Genomic DNA, 662 nt, shown 5'->3' on the forward strand with positions numbered 1-662 from the left:
TCTATCAGGCCGCTGGTGGTCAGTAACTTCTTTAGTCGCACGCACAGGTTGCCGCCCTGGATACGGACTCCGTGCCGGTTGAGGAAAAATGCTTTTTCCCGGTGGTCTTCTCTCAGCATGGGACGGCCCCAGCACAGGTACTCGCTCAGGTGCTGTTGTACCCCATGGCTCAGAGGCACCACCCGCCCTTTTCCGTTTTTGCTTTCTCTTACCCATAAGGTTTCTCTATGTATTTCATCTACATTCAATCGCACTCCTTCTGAGCGTCTCAGCCCGCAGCCGTAGTAGATGCTGAGCATGGCCCGGTCACGGCTGCCTAACGGACTTTCTTCTGTGGCTTCATACAGGGCTTCTATGTCTGCTTTGCTCAGCACATAACCGGGCTGGCCGGGTACTTCCAGGGGGCTGGCTGTTACCAAAAGGATCTGCCGGTGTACTTTGAACAGGTATTCGCTGAACTTCTTGAGCATGTAGAGGTGGTTGTTGATGCTGTGATTACTCAGAAGGCCTTGCTGTCTCACTTTCTTCCTCTTTTTCAGGTGCTCCAGGTAATCGCTCACGGGGGCCGCCGGCCAGGGGCCGGTAAACCTCTTTTGCTCCAGGTGGTGTAAAAATTCCTGAAGGTAGTAGGGTAGATCGTGGACTATCGAGGGGGAGTAGCC

The 662-nt window shown here is 53.9% G+C and carries 1 protein-coding gene; it reads right to left on the reverse strand.

Going from position 1 to position 662, the window contains the following annotated elements; genetic code table 11:
- Nucleotides 1–662: tyrosine-type recombinase/integrase (locus C900_RS25940; protein ID WP_040497594.1), on the reverse strand; the 662-nt coding region annotated here is incomplete at both ends.

The organism is Fulvivirga imtechensis AK7 (assembly GCF_000331535.1).
Classification (GTDB): domain Bacteria; phylum Bacteroidota; class Bacteroidia; order Cytophagales; family Cyclobacteriaceae; genus Fulvivirga; species Fulvivirga imtechensis.